Origin of the sequence: Caulobacter sp. LjRoot300, from assembly GCF_964253875.1 — a bacterium.
Taxonomy (GTDB): Bacteria; Pseudomonadota; Alphaproteobacteria; order Caulobacterales; family Caulobacteraceae; genus Caulobacter.
In genome coordinates this window covers 200,766-218,505 of record NZ_CAXUSA020000001.1, presented here as the reverse complement: position 1 = coordinate 218,505, position 17,740 = coordinate 200,766, and the positions used below count along the sequence as shown (strand labels likewise).

Annotated in this window: 20 protein-coding genes and 1 pseudogene; 12 read left to right on the top strand and 9 right to left on the bottom strand. The window is 68.9% G+C overall.

Annotated elements, in window-relative coordinates; translation table 11 throughout:
* Positions 1-16 precede the first annotated feature (16 nt).
* The 6 genes and pseudogenes from ACSQ2G_RS01085 (at position 17) to ACSQ2G_RS01060 (ending at position 4,367) form a co-directional block, all read left to right on the top strand.
* Entirely contained in the window at positions 17-910 is an 894-nt protein-coding gene (locus ACSQ2G_RS01085; protein WP_436027560.1) for a nicotinate-nucleotide--dimethylbenzimidazole phosphoribosyltransferase, read from the top strand.
* Positions 911-1,056, top strand: a pseudogene (locus tag ACSQ2G_RS01080) (hypothetical protein); the annotation flags it as partial.
* A gap of 114 nt (positions 1,057-1,170) precedes the next feature.
* Positions 1,171-2,385 carry an acyl-CoA dehydrogenase family protein gene (locus ACSQ2G_RS01075; protein ID WP_436027558.1) on the top strand — a complete coding sequence of 405 codons (1,215 nt, stop codon included), beginning with the start codon at positions 1,171-1,173 and terminating at the stop codon, positions 2,383-2,385.
* A gap of 53 nt (positions 2,386-2,438) precedes the next feature.
* Entirely contained in the window at positions 2,439-2,864 is a 426-nt protein-coding gene (locus ACSQ2G_RS01070; protein ID WP_436027556.1) for an endonuclease domain-containing protein, read from the top strand.
* A gap of 14 nt (positions 2,865-2,878) precedes the next feature.
* Positions 2,879-4,036, top strand: a complete 1,158-nt coding sequence (locus ACSQ2G_RS01065) for an acyl-CoA dehydrogenase family protein (RefSeq protein WP_436027555.1) — start codon at positions 2,879-2,881, stop codon at positions 4,034-4,036.
* Between the two features lie 208 nt (positions 4,037-4,244).
* Complete coding sequence (locus tag ACSQ2G_RS01060) at positions 4,245-4,367, top strand: hypothetical protein (RefSeq protein WP_310081553.1); 123 nt, start codon at positions 4,245-4,247, stop codon at positions 4,365-4,367.
* A gap of 40 nt (positions 4,368-4,407) precedes the next feature.
* Here the strand turns inward: ACSQ2G_RS01060 and ACSQ2G_RS01055 are convergent, their stop codons facing one another.
* From ACSQ2G_RS01055 to ACSQ2G_RS01045, 3 genes are all read right to left on the bottom strand, one after another.
* Positions 4,408-5,334: a beta-1,6-N-acetylglucosaminyltransferase gene (locus tag ACSQ2G_RS01055; RefSeq protein WP_436027553.1), complete on the bottom strand. Its 927-nt coding sequence runs from the start codon at positions 5,332-5,334 to the stop codon at positions 4,408-4,410.
* A 333-nt stretch (positions 5,335-5,667) separates the two neighbouring features.
* On the bottom strand, positions 5,668-5,982 hold the full coding sequence (locus tag ACSQ2G_RS01050; RefSeq protein ID WP_436027551.1) for a CC_3452 family protein: 315 nt from the start codon (positions 5,980-5,982) through the stop codon (positions 5,668-5,670).
* A 74-nt stretch (positions 5,983-6,056) separates the two neighbouring features.
* Entirely contained in the window at positions 6,057-6,686 is a 630-nt protein-coding gene (locus ACSQ2G_RS01045; protein WP_436027549.1) for a TIGR00730 family Rossman fold protein, read from the bottom strand.
* Positions 6,687-6,802: 116 nt separating this feature from the next.
* Between ACSQ2G_RS01045 and ACSQ2G_RS01040 the strand changes: the two genes are divergently transcribed.
* The 4 genes from ACSQ2G_RS01040 (at position 6,803) to ACSQ2G_RS01025 (ending at position 10,267) form a co-directional block, all read left to right on the top strand.
* Positions 6,803-7,621: a hypothetical protein gene (locus ACSQ2G_RS01040; protein ID WP_436027547.1), complete on the top strand. Its 819-nt coding sequence runs from the start codon at positions 6,803-6,805 to the stop codon at positions 7,619-7,621.
* A 5-nt stretch (positions 7,622-7,626) separates the two neighbouring features.
* Positions 7,627-9,480, top strand: coding sequence for an ABCB family ABC transporter ATP-binding protein/permease (locus tag ACSQ2G_RS01035; RefSeq protein ID WP_436027545.1), 1,854 nt, complete (start codon positions 7,627-7,629; stop codon positions 9,478-9,480).
* 55 nt (positions 9,481-9,535) lie between these two features.
* Positions 9,536-9,718: a hypothetical protein gene (locus ACSQ2G_RS01030; RefSeq protein WP_310081547.1), complete on the top strand. Its 183-nt coding sequence runs from the start codon at positions 9,536-9,538 to the stop codon at positions 9,716-9,718.
* A gap of 111 nt (positions 9,719-9,829) precedes the next feature.
* On the top strand, positions 9,830-10,267 hold the full coding sequence (locus tag ACSQ2G_RS01025) for a VOC family protein (RefSeq protein ID WP_436027543.1): 438 nt from the start codon (positions 9,830-9,832) through the stop codon (positions 10,265-10,267).
* A gap of 213 nt (positions 10,268-10,480) precedes the next feature.
* Here the strand turns inward: ACSQ2G_RS01025 and ACSQ2G_RS01020 are convergent, their stop codons facing one another.
* Together ACSQ2G_RS01020 and ACSQ2G_RS01015 are read right to left on the bottom strand one after the other, a co-directional pair.
* Positions 10,481-10,915, bottom strand: a complete 435-nt coding sequence (locus ACSQ2G_RS01020; RefSeq protein ID WP_436027541.1) for a hypothetical protein — start codon at positions 10,913-10,915, stop codon at positions 10,481-10,483.
* A 106-nt stretch (positions 10,916-11,021) separates the two neighbouring features.
* The gene (locus tag ACSQ2G_RS01015) at positions 11,022-12,098 is read right to left on the bottom strand and encodes an alkene reductase (protein WP_436027540.1); all 1,077 of its coding nucleotides are present in this window, start codon (positions 12,096-12,098) and stop codon (positions 11,022-11,024) included.
* A 188-nt stretch (positions 12,099-12,286) separates the two neighbouring features.
* Here ACSQ2G_RS01015 and ACSQ2G_RS01010 point away from each other — a divergent pair, with 188 nt between their 5' ends.
* Together ACSQ2G_RS01010 and ACSQ2G_RS01005 are read left to right on the top strand one after the other, a co-directional pair.
* Entirely contained in the window at positions 12,287-12,502 is a 216-nt protein-coding gene (locus ACSQ2G_RS01010) for a hypothetical protein (protein WP_436027538.1), read from the top strand.
* A gap of 102 nt (positions 12,503-12,604) precedes the next feature.
* A complete protein-coding gene (locus ACSQ2G_RS01005) occupies positions 12,605-13,546 on the top strand; it encodes a DUF808 domain-containing protein (protein WP_436027536.1) in 942 nt (313 codons plus the stop codon).
* A 31-nt stretch (positions 13,547-13,577) separates the two neighbouring features.
* On the opposite strand, the gene ACSQ2G_RS01000 is transcribed toward ACSQ2G_RS01005, so the two are convergent.
* The 4 genes from ACSQ2G_RS01000 to ACSQ2G_RS00985 all read right to left on the bottom strand — a co-directional run bounded on the left by ACSQ2G_RS01000 (position 13,578) and on the right by ACSQ2G_RS00985 (position 17,728).
* The gene (locus ACSQ2G_RS01000) at positions 13,578-14,183 is read right to left on the bottom strand and encodes a sigma-70 family RNA polymerase sigma factor (protein ID WP_436027534.1); all 606 of its coding nucleotides are present in this window, start codon (positions 14,181-14,183) and stop codon (positions 13,578-13,580) included.
* An 80-nt stretch (positions 14,184-14,263) separates the two neighbouring features.
* A complete protein-coding gene (locus tag ACSQ2G_RS00995; RefSeq protein WP_436027532.1) occupies positions 14,264-14,911 on the bottom strand; it encodes a DsbA family oxidoreductase in 648 nt (215 codons plus the stop codon).
* A gap of 224 nt (positions 14,912-15,135) precedes the next feature.
* A protein-coding gene (locus tag ACSQ2G_RS00990; RefSeq protein ID WP_436027530.1) for an IS630 family transposase occupies positions 15,136-16,081 on the bottom strand; the annotation gives its coding sequence in 2 pieces (ribosomal slippage) (positions 15,136-15,738 and positions 15,740-16,081; 945 coding nt in all).
* Positions 16,082-16,234: 153 nt separating this feature from the next.
* A complete protein-coding gene (locus ACSQ2G_RS00985; RefSeq protein ID WP_436027528.1) occupies positions 16,235-17,728 on the bottom strand; it encodes a DUF6519 domain-containing protein in 1,494 nt (497 codons plus the stop codon).
* Positions 17,729-17,740 lie beyond the last annotated feature (12 nt).

Sequence of the window (17,740 nt, the reverse complement as noted above, 5' to 3'; positions counted from 1 at the left end):
CTTAAGCCCGCGCCTCATGACCGCTTCCTCATCCGCCGCCTCGCCCTTCGACGACATCCGCAAGCTGGCCGCCGACGCGCCGCCCGCTCCGACCTCGGACCTCGAGGGCGGTGATCGCCTGGCCACGATCTCGGCCTGGCTGACGGCCTGGACCGGCAAGACCCCGCCGGCGGTGCTGCGCCCGGTCGTCGCGCTCTATGCCGGGGCGCGCCAAGGCGTGGGGCCGCGCGGCTACGCTCGCGAGCGCCTGGAAGCCGTGGCCGCCGGCGGGGCCAATGTCTGCCGCATCGCCGGTGCGCAGGGCGCGGGCCTGGAAGCCTTTGACCTGGCCATCGACCGCCCGACGCCCGACCCGGCCGTCAAGGCGTCGATGAGCGAGAAGGAATGCGCCGCGACCATGGCCTTCGGCATGGAAGCGCTGGCCAAGCAGCCCGACCTGCTGATCCCCGGCGTGATCGCCGCCGAGACCGACCGCGCCGCCGGCGCCATCGCCCTGGCCCTGTTCGGCGGCGAGGCCTCGGACTGGAGCGACGCGCCCGAACCGGTCGCCGCCGCCGTGACCCGCGCCGCCGGCGAGGATGACCTGTCCGATCCGCTGCAGGCCCTGCGCCAGCTGGGCGGTCGCGAGACCGCCGCCCTGGTCGGGGCGATCCTGGCCGCACGGGTCCAGAAGATCCCCGTCCTGCTGGACGGCTACGCCGCCGCCGCCGCCGCCGCGGTGCTGCACGCGATCGATCCGGCCCTGGTCGCCCACTGCCAGGCCGGCCACGTCGGAACCGCCAAGGGTCATGCCCGCCTGTTGGAAGCGCTGGGCAAGCGGCCGCTGATCAACCTGGACATCGCCGAGGAGGAGGGCGTCGGCGGCGTGACGGCCCTGGCTTTGGTGCGGCTGGCCTGCGAGGTTCGGTGACGCCCTGCGTCCTTCGAGGCTCGCCTTCGGCTCACACCTCAGGATGAGGAACTCCGCGATGCCGCTCGCACCGATTCCCTCATCCTGAGGCGCCCGCGTCGCGGGCCTCGAAGGACGCAGGGCCTGTCTGGTCCAGTACCACCTGAACATTGTTTACGTTGACGCTAAGGTCATCTTTCCAAACGCTCGTTCGAACTCTAAGGTGACTCCCGAAAGCCAAAGACGGCCCCTTGAAGAGGGCCGGTTTCCGGGAGTCCGCCATGAACCTCGATTTCTCGCCCGAAGACGTCGCGTTCCGCGACGAGGTCCGCGCCTTCATCGCCGAGAACTACCCCGCCGGCCTGCGCGAGAAGCAGGAGGAGGGCGAGGAAATGGCGAAGGAAGACTTCCTGTCCTGGCACCGCGTCCTGGCCAAGAAGGGTTGGGTGGCGCCGGCCTGGCCGGAGAAGTACGGCGGGCCGGGCTGGACCTCGGTGCAGCGCTACATCTGGTCGGAAGAGACCGCCCGCGCCGACTGCGTGCCGATCCTGCCGTTCGGCGTCAACATGGTCGGGCCGGTGATCTACACCTTCGCCACCCCCGAGCAGAAGGAACGCTTCCTGCCGCCGACCCTGTCGGGCGACATCTGGTGGGCCCAGGGCTATTCCGAGCCCGGCGCGGGGTCGGACCTGGCCAGCCTGAAGACCAAGGCCGAGCGCATTCGTGGCGACGATGGCGAGGAGTACTACCTGGTCAACGGCCAGAAGACCTGGACCACCCTGGCCCAGCACGGCGACTGGATCTTCTGCCTGGTCCGCACCGACCCGACCGCTAAGATCCAGGAGGGCATCTCGTTCCTGCTGATCGACATGAAGTCGCCGGGCGTGACCGTGCGGCCGATCATCACCCTGGGCGGCGAGCACGAGGTCAACGAGGTCTGGCTCGAGAACGTCAAGGTGCCGGTCGAGAACCGCATCTACGAGGAGAACAAGGGCTGGACCTGCGCCAAGTTCCTGCTGGCCCACGAGCGTAGCGGCATCGCCGGCGTGGCGCGCTCCAAGCGCGGTATCGAGCGCATCCGCCAGATCGCCGCCGAGGAACTGGGCGACGACGGCCAGCCGCTGCTGGCCGACCCGGCCTTCAAGCGCAAGGTCGCCGACCTGGAGATCGACCTGACGGCCCTGGAATACACCGAACTGCGTACCCTGGCCGGCGAGGCGGCCGGCAAGGGCCCGGGGCCGGAATCCTCGCTGCTGAAGATCAAGGGCACCGAGATCCAGCAGCGGATCACCGAGCTGGTGCTGGAGGCCGCCGGTCACTACGGCGCGCCGTACTTCCGCGGCTTCCCGAACGACGGCGACAACGCCCACCCGATCGGCCCCGACTTCGCCCACCGCGCCGCCCCGACCTATTTCAACGTCCGCAAGACCTCGATCTACGGAGGCTCCAACGAGATCCAGCGCAACATCATCGCCAAGATGGTGCTGGGGCTTTGATCTAATCATGAGCGTCTGATGTTCCCCTCCCCCTTGCGGGGAGGGGGTAGGGGGTGGGGGTGTCAGCGCGAACGCCAGGACCTTTGCACACATCCGAGCGGGCCGATCGAGCAGCCCGTCGAATGCGCCGCGAGCCGACCCTGGCCGAAAAGCTGTTCTGGAAGGCGTTGCGAAAGGTCGAGATCCCCGGATCGCACTTTCGCCGCCAGTCTTCCCTTGGTCCCTACGTCGTGGACTTCGTCTGCCACCATCATCGTGTGATCATCGAGGTGGACGGTGGAATTCACGACTTGCCCCACGTGGCGTCCCGCGACGCCGAACGCCAATCCTGGCTTGAATCGCGTGGCTATACGGTCATCCGTATTCCAAACGAGCTGGCCATCTACGACCCGCATACCGCCGTCCAGCGCGTAATCTCGATCCTCGACGCTGGCTCCCCCACCCCCAACCCCTCCCCGCAAGGGGGAGGGGAGCGATAAGAGGAAACCGCCTCATGGACTTCAACTTCACCGAAGAGCAGTCGATGGTCCGCGACACGGTCGCGAGCTTCCTGCAGGACAAGTACGACTTCGAGACCCGCCGCAAGATCGTGGCGTCGGAGAGCGGCTGGCGCGCCGACTACTGGAAGGCCTTCGCCGAGGAGCTGGGCATCCTGGGGGCCTCGTTCAGCGAGGAGCTGGGCGGCCTGGGGGGCGGCGCGATCGACAACATGATCATCATGGAGGAGTTCGGCAAGGCGCTGGTCATCGAGCCCTATCTGGGCACGGTGGTGATCGGCGGCGGCTTCATGAAGCACTCGGGCTACGCCGGGGCGGCGTCGGTGATCGAGGGGATCGTGGCCGGCACGACCACCATCGCCTTCGCCTATGCCGAGCCGCAGGCCCGCTACACCTGGCGCGACTTGAAGACCACGGCGAGGAAGGAAGGCGCGGGCTATGTCCTGAACGGCCACAAGGCCGTGGTGGTCGGCGCGCCGTTCGCCACCCACCTGGTGGTCACGGCCCGCACGGGCGGCGCCCAGCGCGACGCCGGCGGGGTCTCGGTGTTCCTGATCGACAAGAGCCTGCCGGGCGTCGTCACCCGCGACTATCCCACCGTCGACGGCGGCCGCGCCTCGGAGGTCTATTTCGAGAACGTCTCGATCCCGGCCGACGCCCTGGTCGGCGAAGAGGGCGGCGGCCTGCCGCTGGTTGACAAGGTGATCGACGAGGCCACGGCCGCCGTCGGCGCCGAGGCCGTGGGCGTGCTGCGCAGGCTGCACGAGGGCACGCTGGACTACGCCAAGCAGCGCAAGCAGTTCGGCACGGCGATCAGCAACTTCCAGGTGCTGCAGCACCGGATGGTCGACATGTTCATCGAGGTCGAACAGGCCGTGTCGATGACCTACATGGCCACGATCAAGCTGGACGAAAGCGACGCCGAGCGCGCCAAGGCCGTGTCGGCCGCCAAGGTCCGCATCGGCCGGGCCTGCAAGTTCGTGGGCCAGAACGCCATCCAGATCCACGGCGGCATGGGCATGACCGACGAACTGGCCATCGGCCACTACTTCAAGCGCGCCTCGATCATCGAGGGCCTGTTCGGCTCGGTCGACCACCACCTGAAGCGCTACGAATCGCTGTCGTTCGGGCCCGCGAGCAGCCAGGCCGCCTGACGCCGTCCACGGACGACGGAGGCTCGAAGACGAAAGCGCCCGCGACAGGCCGTCGCGGGCGCTTTTTTCTTGCCGGGCAAGGGCTTTGCGCCGCAAGGCGATCGTGTTTGTCCGTGTGCGGATTTCGTCAGGGTTCGGACTGTTCCTGTTGCGTCGGGACCGCGTCGGCGCATGCTCTGTCTCGACGCGCTGACGGGAGACGCCGCCGATGAACGTATCGAGAATGAGCCACGCCATGCTGTCCTTCGCCCTGATGGGCGGGATGCTGGTCGGGGGAAGGCGGACGCCCAAGCCGACGGTCTCGGAACCGTCGAAGGGCTCGAAGACGTAGGCGAGAGGGCGGACGGGTGTTTCCCGTCCGCCGGATCGTCCTAGGCGGTCAGCAGTTCGCTCGCGGCCACGATCCGGGTCTTGGCCGGCGCTTGATCCCTGTTGGCGACGTCCTGGGTCCGCAGGTGGGCCTCGAGGATGTCGAGAATCTCGCCGTCGACCTCGGCGTCGAACTTGCGCGCGAAAAGGTCCGTGCTGGTCGTCAGCGACACGGCGTCGACGGCCGTGAAGGTCCGGGGGCGCAGCTTGATGTCGCCGTCCGGAATCCAGTCGATCATCCGCTTGTCGTCATTGATCACCTCGCCATGGGCGGCGGTGTTCATGATCACGGTCTGGAAGAAGCCTTCGTCGGCGATGAAGGTGTTGCGATAGAACGCCTTGTAGCGCTCGACCGACGGGTCGTGACAGACGAAGTCGCAGAACCCGCGGCTGACGATCTTCCACTGGGTGCCGATGTAGGGCGTGGCGCCGTCGAGGAAGAGGCGGGTGGCCAGGGTGTCGATGATGCGGCCGCCCAGCTCCTCCACATGCCGCAACACGCGACCCATGGTGTCGGGCCGGACCTTGGCCTGGTCGAGCACCCGGATGAATTCCTGGCCCCGGTGACGCGTCAGGAAGGCCTTGATCCGCTTCTGGGTCATCAGCGGGAAATCCTGGCCGCTGAGGTTGATGAAGTGGGTCCAGTCCTTGCCCATCTCGAGCAGCTTGGCCATGCCGCGCAGTTCGGCGTCGACCAGGCTATAGCCGCCCCACAGGGCCTTCTTGCTCTCCAGGACAGCGGCGTTGGGATAGGCCGCCAGGAAGCCGCGGATGTCGGCCTCCAGGGCCGGGCCGGAATTCTTGTCGACGTGCACGAGGTAGTGGCTGTCGGGATCGTGGATGGCCTTGAAGAGGCGTTTGAACTGCTCGGGATAGCGGTGAACGAGGACGAGATAGGCGATCAAGGCGGCGCTCCTGGATGGCGCCATGCGCGCCAAAAATGATTGGGGACGGCGAGCCGCTGGGCGCGGAGCATCGCGCGCGGGTCTAACCCGGCGGCGGATGTTCGCGTTCGGCGAGATTCACCGGTCGGCGTCGTGTTTTCAGGGTCGAGGAGGAGCGCCCGTATGTCCGGCGCGTGGCGGGCCGTTCCGCCTGCGAGGCGCACGAGCCGATGGCGCGTCTGCGCGCCTTGCCGGCAGTCCTATCATGTCTAGAGGTGTGGCGCGGATAAATCGACGCGCTCGGCCGGCGGTCCAGACGGGAGGACCAGGCCGGGACGCACGCCGCGTCGCTTCGACACGGCGTGCGAGTCGTCGGTCCTACGACTTGGCGGCGGTGTTGCAGTCCGCGATGCCGGCGGCGTCCAGGTCCTGGCCGCGATAGTTGAAGGAGTCGACCGCGCCGAGTTCGGCGGCGACCTTGCGGCAAGCGCGGCCGATCGGCAGCGACTTGACCTGCGGGGCGGCGCAGACGTCGCCGTTGCAGCGCCACATGGCGCCGTCCTGGATCAGGGTGGGCGCCTTGGCGGGCGCCTTCAGCTTGAGAACCGCGCCTTCGGCCGCGAACGCGCCGGTCGCCATACCAAGAGTGGACAGGGCGGAGGCCGCGACGAGCGCGGTCAGGAAGATACGCATGCTTTTGTTTCCTATTATCCCCTGGGGCCGACATCGGGAGGCCGGCTGGGGACAAAATTGGTTGCGTTTCGCAACTAAGTCAACAAACGAACGTTTGACGTGGCCTCTTCCTGGCCGATTTCCGCCAGCCAGGTCAGCAGGGCGGGCGTTATGTCGCCGGCCTTCTCGGCCACCCGCCAGGCGTTGGCCAGCGAGGGCGGGGTCAGGCCCTGGTCGATCGTATGTTGCAGCAGGGTGAACAGCGGATCCCAGAAGCCGTCCGGATTGTGGAAGACGATCGGCTTGCGGTGCAGGTCCAGGCGCCGCCAGGACAGCAGCTCGATGATCTCCTCCAGGGTGCCGATGCCGCCGGGCAGCACGACGAAGGCGTCCGAGCGCTCGAACATCATCATCTTGCGCTCGTGCATCGAGGTGACGATCACCGTCTCGACATCGTCGAACGGCTGCTCGCGGCCGCGCAGGAACTCGGGGATGATGCCCAGGACCCGCCCGCCGGCCGCGTGGGCGCCGCGCGCCGTGGCGCCCATCAGCCCGACGCCGCCGCCGCCATAGACCAGTTTCAGTCCGGCCCGGGCGAAGTCGCCGCCGATCTCGAACGCCGCCTGGAGGAAGGCAGGGTCGGCGGTGTTCGACGAGCCGCAATAGACGCAGACGGCCGGGACGGCCTTCGCGGCGGCGGCTTGGCCGCTGGACAGGTCGGGCATCGTCGTCCACTCCAGAAAAATAAACAGCGCGCCGGTCCTTGTCCCCAAGGGCGGCGCGCCGCACGTGAACAGCCAAGAAACGGGCCGTCGGGGCGTCGTCGGCCGTTGGATACGCCATGATCAGGATTCGCGAGATCGGTTTCAAGTCGGCCTGGGTCGTCGCGGCGCTGGCGATGCTGGCGCTGGGCGCCTGCGGTCGCGAGGATAAGGGCTGGCGCCACGATCCGGCGACGACCAAGACCGAGCAGGTTTCACCGCGCGACAGCTATCTGAAGCCGCCCAGCGTGGCGGCGGCGGTCCGGCAGGGCGACGCCGTGGCGCTGTCGGGCCAGGCCGAGCCCCTGGCCAGCGTCAGGCTGGGCGCGCCGACCGGCGAGGCGCTGCTAGGCAAGGCCGACGCGACGGGCGCGTGGCGGCTGGTGGCGCCCCTGGCCGCCGAACCCCGGCTCTACGGCCTGTCGATGACCATGGAAGGGCGCATCGTCCAGGCCCAGGGCTATCTGATGGTCGCGCCGAACGGGACCGCGGTGCTGCTGCGCGCGGGGGCCGGGGCCGAGGTGATGGGGCAGAGCTCGCCGTCGCCGCGCATCCTGGCGATCGACTATGACCGAAGCGGCGGGAGCGTGGTCTCCGGCGTCGGCGCGCCGGGCGCGGGGCTGGGCGTGCGCGTCGACAGGGTCACGCGCGGCGAAGGCAAGGTCGACGGGGAGGGCCGCTTCTCGATCTCGCTCGACCAGCCGCTGGCCGGCGGAACCCACGTGATCCAGGTGGCGGGCGAGGGGGGCGAGCAGCAGGTGGTGGTCGATGTCGGCCCGCCCCTGCCGCCCACCGCCGGGCCGGCGGCCTCGACGCTCTCGGCCGCGGGCTGGCGGATCGATTGGATGACGCCAGGCGGCGGCGTGCAGAGCACCCAACTGCTGGGCGCCGCCCGATGAGGGGCATGGCGTCGCGAACCGGCGGCGGGACGGTCGCGCCTCCCGAGGTCAAGGCCAACGGCTGGAAAGCCCTGGCCGACCTGTTCAGCCTGGTCATGCGCTCCAAGGCGCCGGGCCTGCGCTGGCGGGTGGCCCTGGCTCTGGTCTTCACCTTCGCGGGCAAGTTCCTGGGCGTGATCGCGCCGCTGCTGCTGGGCAAGGCGGTCAACGCCCTTAGCGCGGGGCAGGGGGCGACGGTGCAGGTCGGCCTGACCTTCGCCGCCCTGGCCGGCGGCTGGGCCCTGATCCGCTTCATCGCCGCCGTCGCCCCCCAGGCGCGCGACGCGGTGTTCACCCCCGTGGCCCAGGCGGCCCAGACCCGCGCGGCGGTCGAGACCTTCGCCCACGCCCTGTCGCTGTCGATCGACTTCCACCAGACCAAGCGCACCGGCTCGCTGTCGCGGGTGATCGATCGCGGCGCGCGGTCGATGGACTTCCTGCTGCGCGGCCTGGTGTTCAACATCGCCCCGACCGCGGTCGAGCTGGTGATGGCCGCCATCGTGCTGGCCAAGGCCTATGACTGGCGCTTCGCCCTGACGGCGGTGGTCACGGTGGTGATCTACGGCGTGGTGACCTTCGCCATCTCCGACTGGCGGATCGGCCATCGGCGGGTGATGAACGAGGCCGACGCCGAGGCGGCCGGGCGGGCCGTGGACGCGCTGCTGAACTACGAGACGGTCAAGGCCTTCGGGGCCGAGGACCGGGCGGTCGGCGGCTATGACGCGGCCCTGACGGCCTATGGCGCGGCCAATATCAAGGCGACCAACTCCCTGACCCTGCTCAACACCGTGCAGTCGGCGGTGATGAGCCTGGGGCTGGGCGTGATGGCCATCCTGGCGGGCGGCGAGGCGGCCGCGGGCCGGATCGGGCCCGGCGACGTCACCGCCGCCGTGCTGATCCTGGTCAACCTGTACGGGCCGCTGAACATCCTGGGCTTCGCCTATCGCGAGATCCGCCAGTCGTTCATCGACATGGAGGCCATGCTCGACCTGCGCCGGGCCCAGCCCGACGTGGCCGACGCCGCCGACGCGATCGACCTGCCGCCGCCCGCCGACCGGCGGGGCGGGGCCGTGGCCTTCGAAGGCGTGTCGTTCCGCCACGGCGCGCGCTCGGAGGGCCTGCAGGCCGTGACCTTCACCGCTCAGCCGGGGACCACAGTGGCCATCGTCGGACCGTCGGGCGCGGGCAAGACCACCCTGGTGCGCCTGGCCCTGCGGATGATCGATCCCCAGGCCGGCCGGGTCACCCTGGACGGCCACGACCTGAGGGCCCTGAAGCAGGCCTCGCTGCGCCGGGCCGTGGCCCTGGTGCCGCAGGACGTGGCGCTGTTCAACGACACCCTGATGGCCAATATCGCCTTCGCTCGTCCCGACGCCTCCGAGGCGGACGTCTGGGCCGCGGCCGAGGCGGCGGAGCTGGGCGAGTTCATCCGAAATCTGCCGGAGGGCATGGAGACCAAGGTCGGCGAGCGCGGCCTGAAGCTGTCGGGCGGCGAGCGCCAGCGGGTCGGCATCGCCCGGGCCCTGCTGGCCGATCCCCGCGTGTTGATCCTGGACGAGGCGACCAGCGCCCTGGACAGCCGCACCGAGGCGGCCATCCAGGCCACCCTGCGCAAGGCCCGCGCCGGTCGCACCACCCTGGTCGTCGCCCACCGCCTGTCGACCATCGCCGACGCCGACGAGATCATCGTGCTGCGCCGGGGCAAGGTCGTGGAGCGCGGCGGCCACGCGACGCTCCTGGAGGCCGGCGGCGAATACGCGGCGTTGTGGCGGCGACAGACTCGGGAGAAACCTGTGGAGGCGGGGGCGGTCGTCGATTGATATCCGAAAATCGCCATTGTAGAACGAACATAGAACATAAACGGCGATGACTGTCATGCTGACGCGAAAGATCGATCGGGCCCTGGACGCCATGGCCGCCTGCAAGGACCGGGTGCCGGCCCTGCGCGAGATCTACCGCGCCGACAGCCCCGAGGGCCTGGCCCTGGGCCATCTGATGGAAGCGGTCGAGCGGGCCCAGCAGGCGCTGCAGGGCCCGGCCGCACGGGCCGGCGAATAGGGCCTTCCCGGCCGTTCAAGCCGACAAATGTGGGGTGCGGCACGGCGGGCCGCGGCTGTATCCTGCGTCCACGCCCGATCCGACCTCAGGAACCGCCCCCAGGAGCCGCCCATGCGCTATCTGCACACCATGGTCCGCGTGAAGGACCTCGACGCCTCGCTGCGGTTCTATTGCCGGGGCCCGGGCCTGACAGAGATGTACCGGATGGAGAACGACAAGGGTCGCTTCACCCTGGTGTTCCTGGCCGCGCCGGAGGACGTCGAGCTGGCCAAGGAGCGCAAGGCGCCGCTGGTCGAGCTGACCTACAACTGGGATCCCGAGGACTATCAGGGCGGCCGCAACTTCGGACACCTGGCCTATCGGGTCGATGACATCTACGAGACCTGCCAGCGGCTGATGGACATGGGCGTGACGATCAACCGCCCGCCGCGCGACGGCCACATGGCCTTCGTCCGCTCGCCCGACAACATCTCGATCGAGCTCTTGCAGGACGGCAGCCTGGACCCGGCCGAGCCGTGGGCTTCGATGCCGAATACGGGGGCGTGGTAGGCGGCGTCGATCCAGCCCAAACGCGTTCCCAAACGCATTCAAAGGTTGTCATCCCGGAAGCCTCGCAGAGGCTGTCCGGGACCCAGGGGACTGGGCTGATGCGGTGCGGCTGTCCTGGGTCCCGGACAAGCGCTGCGCCCGCCCGCCGTGAGGCGGGCCGCTTGCGCGACCCGAGGCCGGGATGACAACTTCAGGAGTACCCGGACGGAGCCCCTAAACCAGCTTCACCCTCGGCTCCGGCGGCTCGTAGGCCGCCGCCAAGGCCTCCAGGCGATGGCCTGGATCGTCGATGATCGCCAGCCAGGCCAGGCGCGCCAGCTCCAGACGGTAGTCGGCCGCGTAGCCGGTCGAGAACGGCGACTCAGCGCTGCCCGGCGGTTCGGCGGCCTTGGCGTTGACCAGCTTCTGGCGGGTGAGGACGGCGGGGCGGTCGATCAGGATCTCGCCTTCGCCGCCCGCCACCCAGCCGTCGACCAGGGCGCAGGCGGCCACCGCGTGATAGACCATGACGGGCAGGACGCGCTTCTGGGGCGCGGGCTCGGCCACCATGGCCGGCTTGGCGGCGTTGGCCGGGCTGGTGATCCGGAAGGCCAGGGCGTTGGCGCCGCGTTGCAGGACGGTCTTCCAGTGATCGTTGGTCGCGCTCATGGTTAAGCCTGTATCCGCTACGCGCCAGCTGGTGAAGTCCCAACGCGGCAAATGGCGCAGCGGATACAGGCTTGGGCGGAAATCCCGCCATCGCAAGCGCCTTGGCCTATTCGGCCGCGGCGGCGACGAGCGTCTTCAGGACGGGGTAGTCGGTATAGCCGCGACCATCGCCGCCGTAGAAGGTCGACGGATCCGGATCGTTCAGCGGCGCGCCCAGGCGCAGGCGCTCCACCAGGTCCGGATTGGCGATATAGGCCTTGCCGAACGCCACGGCGTCGGCCTTGCCCGCGTCCAGGGCCGCCTGGGCCGTGGCGGCGGTGAACTTCTCGTTGACGATGTAGACGCCGCCGAAGGCCTTCTTCAGCTCGGCGGCCAGGCTGTCGGGGCCGTCATATTCGCGGGCGCACAGGAAGGCGATACCGCGTTGGCCCAGTTCCTTGGCGACATAGCCGAAGGTCGCGGCCAGATCGCTGTCGCCCATCGAGTGGCTGTCGGCGCGCGGCGCCAGGTGCACGCCAACCCGGCCGGGGCCGAACACCGAGGCGGCGGCGTCGGCGACTTCCAGCATCAGCCGGGCGCGGTTCTCGATCGAGCCGCCGTAGCGGTCGGTGCGCTGGTTGGATCCGTCCTGCAGGAACTGGTCGATCAGGTAGCCGTTGGCGCCGTGGATCTCGACGCCGTCGAAGCCGGCGGCCTTGGCGTTCTGCGCCCCCTTGCGGAAGGCCTCGACCACGCCGACCACCTCCTCGGTCGTCAGGGCGCGGGGCGTGGGGTAGGGGCGTTCGGGGCGCAGCAGGCTGACATGGCCCTTGGCCGCGATGGCGCTAGGACCGACCGGGAGTTCGCCGCCGTGGAACGAGGGATCGGAGATCCGGCCCACGTGCCAGATCTGCATGAAGATGCGGCCGCCCTTGTCGTGCACGGCCTGGGTGACCTGCTTCCAGCCCTCCACCTGCTCCTGGGACCAGATGCCGGGCACGCCCTGGTAGCCGACGCCCTGCGGGACCACGGGCACGCCCTCGGTGATCAGCAGGCCGGCCGAGGCGCGCTGGGCGTAGTAGTCGGCCATCAGGGCGTTGGGGATCTGGGTGGGGCCGGCCCGCAGGCGGGTCAGCGGCGCCATGACGACGCGGTTGGGCAGCTCGAGGTCGCCAAGGCGAAGCGGATCGAACAGAGTGGGCATGAAGCAGTCCCTGAAGCGTGCGCCGACCCCGCGTCGGCGTCACGCTTATCTGGCGCGTCCTTCTGCGACTGCAACTGCCACAGGCTCTGATTTTATTCTGACGCGCACCGCAGGGAATCTGAGGGAGCGTGGCGGGGAACGGCCGGGGCCCGCCGGTCGTTGGCTTGGGACGAGACTGGAGAGCTTCCATGGTTCAACCCGACGTCACCAACGGCGACGACGCCGACGACGCCTATGATTCCTCGACGGTCGAGGCCAATCGCAATATCCAGCAGGGCGGCGGCGTGGGCGCCCGCGACCTGTCCCGGCAGGACGAGCCGGCCGAGATCGTCACCCCCGACGGCGATGGCGGCGACGACGACGCGCCCGTCGAGGCTCTGGGCACGGCCCATCCGAAGACCTGATCGTCGGACGCGGCGGACCGTCTCCAGAAGGGTTAGGGCTCGACCGGGGCGAGCGGTCCGGTCTATTCGCCTAGCCTGATCCTTCGCTGCAGAGACTCCGCCATGCCCTCCGGCCTTGCCGCCCTCCTCGACGACATCGCCGGCATCACCAAGCTGGCCGCCGCGTCCCTGGACGACGTCGGCGCCGCCGCCGGCAAGGCGGGCACGAAGGCGGTGGGCGTGGTGGTCGACGACACCGCCGTCACCCCCGGCTACGCCATGGGCTTCACGCCCGATCGCGAGCTGCCCATCGTCTGGAAGATCGCGGTCGGTTCGTTCCGCAACAAGCTGCTGTTCCTGCTGCCCGGCGCCCTGGTCCTCAGCGCCTTCGCGCCCTGGGCGGTGACGCCGATCCTGATGGTCGGCGGCGCCTACCTGGCCTTCGAGGCCACCGAGAAGATCATCGAGGCGTTCGCGCAGCACGAGATCGCCGGCGAGGAGACCGAGGACCTGGCCTTGAGCAGCGCGGAGCTCGAGGCCGAAAAGGTCAACGGGGCCATCCGCACCGACCTGATCCTGTCGGGCGAGATCATGGCCATCGCCCTGGCCGACGTCGCCGACAAACCGCTGGCCATCCAGGCCGCGGCCCTGGCGGTGATCGGGGTGGCGCTGACAATCACCGTCTACGGCGTGGTCGCGCTGATCGTGAAGATGGACGACATCGGGCTGCACATGGCCCAACGGTCCAACGCCGCGACGCGGGCCTTCGGGCGCGGCCTGGTCAAGGCCATGCCGGTGACGATGGAGGCCCTGACGGTGATCGGCACGGCGGCCATGCTGTGGGTCGGCGGCGGCATCATCGTCCACGGCCTGGAGCATTTCCACCTGACCCCCGTGCCGCGCTGGGTCGAGGGGGCGTCGCACTGGGCTGGCGGGGCTCCGGTGGTCGGGCCGGTCACCGGCTGGCTGGCCATGGCGGCGAGCTCGGCGGTGGCGGGGCTGATCGTCGGCGGCGCGATCGTCGGCGCGCTGCACCTGATCCCACGCAAAAAGGCGGCGCACTGAGGCGCCGCCCTTCGCTTGGCTTCGAGAGCGGTCAGGCGGCGCGGGACGCCGTCCGGTAGCCGTCGATGCGCCGGAAGATCGCCGCCATGGCGGCGTGGGCCGGCTGGTGGTCCTCGGTGATCTTGCCTTCGGCGAAGATCAGGGCCAGCCGGTCGCGGGCCCGGCTGACGCGACTCTTGATGGTGCCCAGCGCCGCGCCGGTGACGTCGCTGACTTCCTCGTAGGACATGCCGGCGGCGCCGATCAGGATCACGGCCTCGCGCTGGTCGGGCGGCAGCATGTCCAGGGCCCGGCGCATCTCGTCCAGTTCCAGCGCGGCCGTCGGGTTGGTCACGGACACCAGGGTGCGTTCGGCGACCTCCGGATCGAGGGGGCACGAACGCCACGAGCGGCGCTTTTCCGAATAGAAGACGTTGCGCAGGATCATGAAGGTCCAGGCCTTCATGTTGGTGCCGGGCTGGTAGGAGGCGCGGGAGGCCAGGGCCTTGGCCAGGGCGTCCTGGGCCAGGTCGTCGCCGTGGCTGGCGTTGCCGGTCAGCGACCGGCCGAAGGCGCGCAGGTGCGGGATCAGGCTGACGAGCTCCCGCTCGAAGGTCGCCTGTTCCGTGGTGATGCGGGTCGAAGTCGGATTGATCATGCGATGTTCCCCGTTCGGAGACTAAACGCGCTCGACCCGCCAAGGCTCCGCTTCGAAGTAAATATATTTGACGATCTGCCTCAGGGCTCGGCGGCGATCTGGCGTAGGGCCTGCTCGAAATAGTCGGCCGGCTGGCCGCCCGAGATCAGGTAGCGGTCGTTGATCACCACGGCCGGCACGGAGCTGATCCCCGCCGCCTGCCACTTGCGCTCGGCCTCGCGGACCTCCTGGGCGTACTGGCCCGAAGCCAGCACCTGATGGGCGGCGTGCGGGTCCAGGCCGGCCTTCATGGCGGCGGCGACCAGCACCTCGGGATCGGCCGGGCTCTGGCCGTCAGTGAAATAGGCCTCGAACAGCGCGCGTTTCAGAGCCTTCTGGTCGCCGACCAGTCCAGCCCAGTGCAGCAGGCGGTGGGCGTCGAAGGTGTTGTAGATCCGGCTGTTCTCGTCGGTGACCATGGAGAAGCCCACGGCGGCGGCCCGGTCGTGGATGGCCTGGCGGTTGGCCGCCGACTGCTCGCGCGTCGCGCCATACTTCTCGGCGATGTGCTCGACGATGTTCTGGCCCTCGGGCGGCATGTTCGGATTGAGTTCGAACGGCTGGAAATGGATCTCGGCGTCGACCAGGTCGCCGACCCGGTCGAGCGCGGCCTCCAACCCGCCCAGGCCGACCACGCACCAGGGGCAGGAGACGTCGGAGACGAAATCGATCTTCAGGGGCTTGGTCATGGCGTGGTCCGGTGGTGGCGGGACCCGACATATAGGAGACAGGGCCGAGATTGCACCGACGGGTCGAACCGGCGTCGTCGAAGGCCGGTGTATCTTGGAAAAGAAGGGCGTTATTCCCAGCCGATCCTTCGCGCCGCATTGCGCGAAAGGGAGGTGGCTCCCCTTCGTGGATGCATTGCGAACGATGTGTCGCGCGCCCGGCCGCGATCTAGAGCGTGTTGAGATTAGGCGGCATAGCCTGAGTTTCTGAGATAGTTGGCGCATTCTTCTGGAGGGAAGGCGTTGAGGAGCATGCCGGTGGCCTTGAGCAGGCCATTGTGTGAGCGGGCCTGAGCCTTTCGCAGGAGGTGCTTGAGCTTGGAGAAGACCTGCTCGATGGGGTTCAGGTCGGGGGAGTATTTGGGCAGGAAGAGGAGCCTGGCCCCGGCTTGGCGGATGGCCTGGCGGACCATCTTGCCGCGATGGCTGCCCAGATTGTCCATAACCACGACGTCGCCGGCTTGAAGGGTGGGGACCAGGAAGGTCCGCACCCAGGCCAGGAAGATCTGGCCGTTGATCGGGCCATCGAGCAGGCAGGGCGCATCGATCCGGTCGCGCCTGAGGGCGGCGATGAAGGTCAGGGTCTTCCATCGGCCGAACGGGGCCTTGGCCTTGAGTCGGGCGCCACGAGGGCTCCAACCGCGCAGGGGCGCCATGTTGGTCTTGGCCCAGGTCTCGTCGATAAACACCAGGCGATCAGCGTCGATGCGCCCCTGATACTTGCGCCATTGCTCACGTCGGCGAGCCACGTCAGGCCGATCCTGCTCCTTGGCCAACAGGCTTTTTTTTGAAGCTGAGGCCTTGGGCGTGCAGGAACTCCCAGACCGAACGCCGGTCCACCTTCAGGCCCCGCACCCGCTGCAGCTCCTCCACCAACTGGCTGATGGTGAAGTCCTTCTCCCGGCAGCGGGCGACCAGCCAGTCGGCATGCTCGCCACGCAGCGTCCTTGGCTTGTAGCCGCCCATCTTGGCCGGCGCGACGCTCCCGGTCGCCCGGAACCGCGCCACCCACTTGATCGCCGAACTGGGCGCCACGCCAAACCGCGCCGCGGCCTGTTGGCGCGACAGGCCGCCGCTCTCAACCGCCGCCACCACGCGCTCACGAAGATCCAACGAACAGGGCTTGCCCATCCATGCTGGCCTCCTTCCCAGCCAGCATCTTGAATCAGACCCTAGCTGATTTGGGAATCCCGCGATTCAGCTAAACCTCAACCCGCTCTAGGGTCGCGCCCGTATCAAAGAGCCCCCCATTCCAATGGCCTCTCCGGAGAGGGGGGCTCAGGCCTAGTCGGCGATGCAGGGCAGGCGGGCGAAGCGGCAGCGGCAGTCCTCGACCAGGCTGGTGAAGGGCGCCGTTTCGGTGGCCGTCAGCGTGTAGAGCGGCGCGTAGTGGTGTTCAACGCCGTGCGGCTGCACCGCCTGCGGCTTGCCGGAGGTGTCCCTTGGCCAGTCGATCTCGCCGGTGGCCACTCGCGCGGTGATCCACCAGTGGTCGCCGGTCCGATAAGGGCCGCCGCCGAACTGCACCTCGATCCCGTCCTCCAGCGCGATCCAGCCCTGCTCGCCTGCGCCGGCGACGATCGGCAGGGCGCCGTCCATCAAGGGCTGGGCTTCGCTGGCCGTCTGGTCCCAGCGACGGACGATCGGATTGATCGCCGCCTTGGGCAGGCTGACGGTCTCGTCGAGCGTCAGGACATCGCCTTCGACCCGCGCCACTCGGCGAAGCAGGCCGGGACGGCCGAGCAGCTCGTCGGTCTCCGTCGAGACCTCCACCCAGGCGCCGGCTGAAAATCCGCGTGCATTGGCGACCTTCAGATCGGCGCCCTTGACGGAGATGAAGCCCGTGGCGATCGAACCGTTTTCCCGCGACCACTTGAAGGTCGGGACGGCGTCGGCGTCGCCGGTGTCGCCGCCGGCGTGGACCTCGATCCGGTAGAGATGGTTTTCGAGGCCCCGATAGCGGGACGCGATCGGCAGGACGCAGGGACTGTCGGCCGGCGCCTCGTCAGGCAAACGCGCCGCCATCGTGCCGGAGGTCCAACCGCGGATCGGCGCCAGCAGCAGCTCGCAGGGATCGTCGCTGACGTCGGGGGCGGGCTGGCGTGGCTGTCCGTCGCCAATCTGGGCGGCGAGCTCCTGGATCTTGGCCTTGAGCTGGGCCGCGGTCTTCTCCAGCTTGGCGCGCTGGGCGGCGGTGAGCTCGCTGTCGAGTTGCGCGCGAATGTCGGCGAGCTTGGCCTCGGCGGCTTTCAGCTCGCGTTCGCTCGCCGCTGTCGGCGGGGGATCGGTCAGGATGGTGCGCACCGCCCAGGCGGTCTGCACCCGGGTGCAGGTGTCGGGTCCGCCCAGGGCCATCTCCTGCAGGCTGTCGTCCTCCAACACCGTCACATGGCGCTCCCAGACGTCCAGATAGGCCAGATAGGTCTTGCCGGTGTCCAGCAGCGCGGCTTCCGGCAGATGCGGCTGGGCGGAGTAGGGGACCGGCGCCTCGTTCTCGACCAGCAGGCCATCGACGTAATAGCGCCCCGGATTGATCAGGAAGTCGTGCTGCTTCGGCTTCCGGCCGGAACTTTCCCAGTCGCCCAGGCCGAAGCCGCAGTCGGCCTGCGGCCCGGCGGACGGGCCGACCAGATCGCGCACGACGGTGCGGATCAGGTGCTGCAGAATTGCGGTCTGCTCGTTCCAGTCGGAGTCCAACTCCACCCGGCCCTGTTGCTTCAGGACCCGGTTGAAGTGCTTCGAGCGGTCGTAGCGAATGGTCGAGAAGTCGCCCTTCATGATTTCCTCCGG

Excerpts from the sequence above, each read along its gene's own strand:
- ACSQ2G_RS01045 (WP_436027549.1), bottom strand. The coding sequence starts at position 6,686 with ATGCCCGACCTGTCCAGCGGCCAAGCCGCCGCCGCGAAGGCCGTCCCG.
- ACSQ2G_RS01010 (WP_436027538.1), top strand. The coding sequence starts at position 12,287 with ATGGTTCAACCCGACGTCACCAACGGCGACGACGCCGACGACGCCTAT.
- ACSQ2G_RS01020 (WP_436027541.1), bottom strand. The coding sequence starts at position 10,915 with ATGAGCGCGACCAACGATCACTGGAAGACCGTCCTGCAACGCGGCGCC.
- ACSQ2G_RS00985 (WP_436027528.1), bottom strand. The coding sequence starts at position 17,728 with ATGAAGGGCGACTTCTCGACCATTCGCTACGACCGCTCGAAGCACTTC.
- ACSQ2G_RS01065 (WP_436027555.1), top strand. The coding sequence starts at position 2,879 with ATGGACTTCAACTTCACCGAAGAGCAGTCGATGGTCCGCGACACGGTC.
- ACSQ2G_RS01030 (WP_310081547.1), top strand. The coding sequence starts at position 9,536 with ATGCTGACGCGAAAGATCGATCGGGCCCTGGACGCCATGGCCGCCTGC.
- ACSQ2G_RS01035 (WP_436027545.1), top strand. The coding sequence starts at position 7,627 with ATGGCGTCGCGAACCGGCGGCGGGACGGTCGCGCCTCCCGAGGTCAAG.
- ACSQ2G_RS01040 (WP_436027547.1), top strand. The coding sequence starts at position 6,803 with ATGATCAGGATTCGCGAGATCGGTTTCAAGTCGGCCTGGGTCGTCGCG.
- ACSQ2G_RS01050 (WP_436027551.1), bottom strand. The coding sequence starts at position 5,982 with ATGCGTATCTTCCTGACCGCGCTCGTCGCGGCCTCCGCCCTGTCCACT.
- ACSQ2G_RS01000 (WP_436027534.1), bottom strand. The coding sequence starts at position 14,183 with ATGATCAATCCGACTTCGACCCGCATCACCACGGAACAGGCGACCTTC.
- ACSQ2G_RS01005 (WP_436027536.1), top strand. The coding sequence starts at position 12,605 with ATGCCCTCCGGCCTTGCCGCCCTCCTCGACGACATCGCCGGCATCACC.
- ACSQ2G_RS01075 (WP_436027558.1), top strand. The coding sequence starts at position 1,171 with ATGAACCTCGATTTCTCGCCCGAAGACGTCGCGTTCCGCGACGAGGTC.
- ACSQ2G_RS01085 (WP_436027560.1), top strand. The coding sequence starts at position 17 with ATGACCGCTTCCTCATCCGCCGCCTCGCCCTTCGACGACATCCGCAAG.
- ACSQ2G_RS01025 (WP_436027543.1), top strand. The coding sequence starts at position 9,830 with ATGCGCTATCTGCACACCATGGTCCGCGTGAAGGACCTCGACGCCTCG.
- ACSQ2G_RS01060 (WP_310081553.1), top strand. The coding sequence starts at position 4,245 with ATGAACGTATCGAGAATGAGCCACGCCATGCTGTCCTTCGCCCTGATG.
- ACSQ2G_RS01015 (WP_436027540.1), bottom strand. The coding sequence starts at position 12,098 with ATGCCCACTCTGTTCGATCCGCTTCGCCTTGGCGACCTCGAGCTGCCC.
- ACSQ2G_RS01055 (WP_436027553.1), bottom strand. The coding sequence starts at position 5,334 with ATGGCGCCATCCAGGAGCGCCGCCTTGATCGCCTATCTCGTCCTCGTT.
- ACSQ2G_RS00995 (WP_436027532.1), bottom strand. The coding sequence starts at position 14,911 with ATGACCAAGCCCCTGAAGATCGATTTCGTCTCCGACGTCTCCTGCCCC.